The organism is Peribacillus sp. NPDC058002 (assembly GCF_042886655.1).
GTDB classification, from domain to species: domain Bacteria; phylum Bacillota; class Bacilli; order Bacillales; family DSM-1321; genus Peribacillus; species Peribacillus aracenensis.
This window is the reverse complement of record NZ_JBHVQU010000318.1, coordinates 1-3,507: the sequence shown is the minus strand read 5'-3', so window position 1 is coordinate 3,507 and position 3,507 is coordinate 1. Positions and strand designations below refer to the sequence as shown.

At 44.0% G+C, this 3,507-nt stretch carries 4 protein-coding genes; all 4 read left to right on the top strand.

Going from position 1 to position 3,507, the window contains the following annotated elements; all coding sequences use genetic code 11:
* Window positions 1-260, top strand: a 260-nt coding sequence (locus tag ACFVSH_RS24250; RefSeq protein WP_387708286.1) for an acyl-CoA dehydrogenase family protein, incomplete at its 5' end; no start/stop codon positions are given.
* A 21-nt stretch (window positions 261-281) separates the two neighbouring features.
* Window positions 282-1,418 carry an acyl-CoA dehydrogenase family protein gene (locus ACFVSH_RS24245; RefSeq protein ID WP_387708284.1) on the top strand — a complete coding sequence of 379 codons (1,137 nt, stop codon included), beginning with the start codon at window positions 282-284 and terminating at the stop codon, window positions 1,416-1,418.
* 55 nt (window positions 1,419-1,473) lie between these two features.
* A complete protein-coding gene (locus ACFVSH_RS24240) occupies window positions 1,474-2,949 on the top strand; it encodes an aldehyde dehydrogenase family protein (protein ID WP_387708282.1) in 1,476 nt (491 codons plus the stop codon).
* A gap of 38 nt (window positions 2,950-2,987) precedes the next feature.
* On the top strand, window positions 2,988-3,507 hold a 520-nt coding region (locus tag ACFVSH_RS24235; protein WP_387708280.1), incomplete at its 3' end, for an MFS transporter.

Sequence of the window (3,507 nt, the reverse complement as noted above, 5' to 3'; positions counted from 1 at the left end):
ACAGTGGTCATCCAGGTGCAGAAGGTTCGATGGATAAATTGATGGTAAGTGAACTTACTAAAGAGCTGCTGTCCCAATCGATTTCATTACAAGGACATAAGGGTGTTCTGTGGAAAGAAGATGCCATCTCCTCCAACTCGTATTGGCAGGATAATTATCTTTATTCTTTTGGACAAACAATAGGAGGTGGAACGAGCGAGATACAAAAGAACACTATTGGGGAAAGGATTCTAGGTTTACCGAAAGATATGGGACGTTAAGATGAAAAGGGGGGAATAAAGGTGGATTTTTCTTTAAATCAAGAACAAGAAATGTTTCGTGGATATGTCCGGAAATATTTAGATGGTGCTGGGCAAACAAAAACGGCCCGCTCATACATAGAGGGTGAAAATGGATCTCTAAGGACCTTATTATCCGGGCTTGCCGAACTGGGATGTTCAAGTATTAATATATCGGAAGATCATGGGGGAATGGGCTTAGGTCCCCTTGATTTAATACCTGTACTTGAGGAAACCGGCCGTTCTTTATTGCCAGGTTTATTTTTAGAAACGAATGCACTGACTGTGCCATTGATAGAGAAATTCGGGACGGAAGTACAAAAAGATAGGTACTTAGCAGAAATTGCGGCTGGTACAAAAACATTCTCGCTAGCTTGGTTAGAACCAGGTGGAAGTTACGGTCCTTCTGACATTAACTTGGAGGCAAAATCCCTAAACGGTCAGCTGATATTGAGCGGAGTGAAATCAATGGTTCCCGATGCAGGGTTGGCTGATCATTATATAGTATTGGTCCGTACAGGCAAAGGTAAACGAAATGATGGGATTACACTACTTATCGTCGATCGAAATGAAACGAATATTACGATGGAAAGCCAAAAAAACATTGATGAAACCCGGCATTTGGCAGCATTGTCTTTCCATGATGTTGAAATTCCCATGGGTCAGGTACTTGGATCCATGCATCAAGGTTGGGATGCCCTCCAAGAAGGGTTACTTTCTTTCAATGCAGCTCTCTCAGCAGCAATTGTCGGGTGTATGGAGAAAGTGGTAGAGATGGCAGCAGAGTATGCGAAGATCCGTGAACAGTTTGGTCAGCCCATAGGAAGATTCCAAGCGATTAAACATAGAATCGTCGATATGAAAATGGATCTCGAAACAGCTAGATCTTTAGCTTATTATGCTAACTGGGCTTTGGAAAGCGGTGCAGAAGATCGGGTTCAAGCCGTTTCCTGCGCACGAATATTTGCCACGAAAGCATTTGTACGTATTTCGTCAGACAATATTCAGATTCATGGCGGAATCGGATTTACAGAAGAAATTGATTGTCATCTTTTTGTTAAGCGTGCCAGATTCTATGAGAATTATTTAGGAAGTACTGAACAATATTACAAACAGGCAGCTACAGCATTAGGTTGGTAGAAAAGTAGAATGGGTTACATTCGTGCTTTACTAAGCCGAAGGGTGGAGATGAACGTTGGAAATTTCATATAAAGTGAAAGAGTTTCAGAATATGATTAATGGCGATCTGGTTCCCGCTTCTTCCGGGAAGCGGATTGAGAGCTACGACCCGTCAACTGGCAAGGTTTGGGCAACCATTCCTTACAGTATGGCACAAGATGCTGAAGCGGCAGTAGAAGCAGCCCGAATTGCTTTTGCCGATTGGTCCATGAGGCCAGCTATGGACCGGGCAGCTTATCTGCGGAAAATAGGTGATTTAGTCGTAAAGCATGGTGAAGAGCTAGCTGAGTTGGAATCAAGAGACAATGGTTGGGTGATCAGGGAAACGAGCCACGGCCTCATTCCCAGCTTAGCAAGCCTTTGGTATGATGCAGCAGGTGCTACAGCTATTGGGAGTAAGGGAGATACTGTCCAATTGGGACCTGCAAGTGTAGGTTATTCATTGAGGGAACCTTTAGGGGTAGTAGTAGGAATCCTTCCATGGAACTCACCGCTTTTCACGTTTACCATTAAAGCGGCCTATGCGATTGCAGCAGGAAATGCTGTCATTATCAAACCATCAGAGTTGGCTTCTATCGCGTCATTACGATATGGAGACCTGATTAATGAAATCCTCCCGCCAGGAATCCTGAATGTCGTATCAGGAACCGGAGCGGAAGTGGGAGAAACTCTAGTAAAACATCCAGATGTGAACAAAATCAGTTTGACCGGTTCTGGGGGAACGGCAAGGGCGATAGCACAATCGACCGCACGAAATCCTAAGCCCATGATTTTGGAGCTTGGTGGGAAATCGCCAAACATAGTCTTTGCGGATGCTAACCTTGAAAAAGCAGCACAAGGGGTGACGAACTATGGGATATTTAGCGGCAATGCAGGCCAACTATGTGTAGGCGGATCGAGGATTTTGATTCAAAGGTCCATATTCGATGAAATGATCATTAGGATGAAAGAAGTGATGGAACAGCAAATTCATCTGGGTGATCCAATGAATCCTGCCACTTCAATGGGACCGATCGCTAACGCTGCTCAATATGAAAAAGTCCTTTCATATATAGAATTAGGCAAAAAGGAAGGAGGGGAAATCATCATCGGTGGCCGTCATGGAGGTGTTAGCCTATTACCTGATGAACCCGAATTAGCTGATGGCTATTGGGTTGAGCCAACACTGATCAAGGTCAATAGTAATTCTCTCCGTATCTGTCAAGAGGAAATCTTCGGTCCGGTAGCGACCGTTATCCCCTTTGATACGGAAGAGGAAGCCCTCACCATAGCTAATGACAGTGATTATGGTTTAGGAGCTGGAGTATGGACCTCGAATTTGGATCGGGCAAATCGGATGGTACGCAAACTGGAATCGGGTAATGTGTGGGTGAACTTGTTTCGCAGGGTGGGACCTGAACTCCCATTCGGAGGCCAAAAAAGCAGTGGATTCGGAACGGATACCATTCTTGAATATACCCGTGAGAAGACCATTTATATGGAAATAGGATGAGGGAATTCGCTGTAAATAGTGGACTGGGGGTTCTGTAGATGGCACAAGATTCTAATGGCATTTTTTATGGATGGTATGTGGTGTTGTGTGGCTTTTTCATAATGTTCGCCGGTTTCTCGATAATAAATTCCTTGCACAGTTTGTTCATGGTTCCGGTTACAGAAGATTTAGGAATAAGCAGAACAACTTTTTCCATTGCACTTTCCATTGCTGGCCTTGGAGTGGCTGTTGCTTCTCCAATCATGGGGAAACTACTCGCTAAAGGGAATATGAAATGGATCATGTCAATTTGCGTAGTAATGGCCGGAGCAGGATTCATGTCATACTCGCTTGCCAATTCAGCTGTATATTTTTGTATCATAGGCTTTGTAATCGGCATCTGTGTTGCAGGCTTTTCCAATATTCCCATATCAATCATGTTAACCAATTGGTTTTATGAGAAAAAAGGAAAGGCCATGGGTTTGGCATTTGCGGGTTCGGGAATTGGGGCAGCGGTCCTAAGTCCGATCATTACAAAATTAATCTCAAATTATGGTTGGAGAACAGCCTACGTAATAG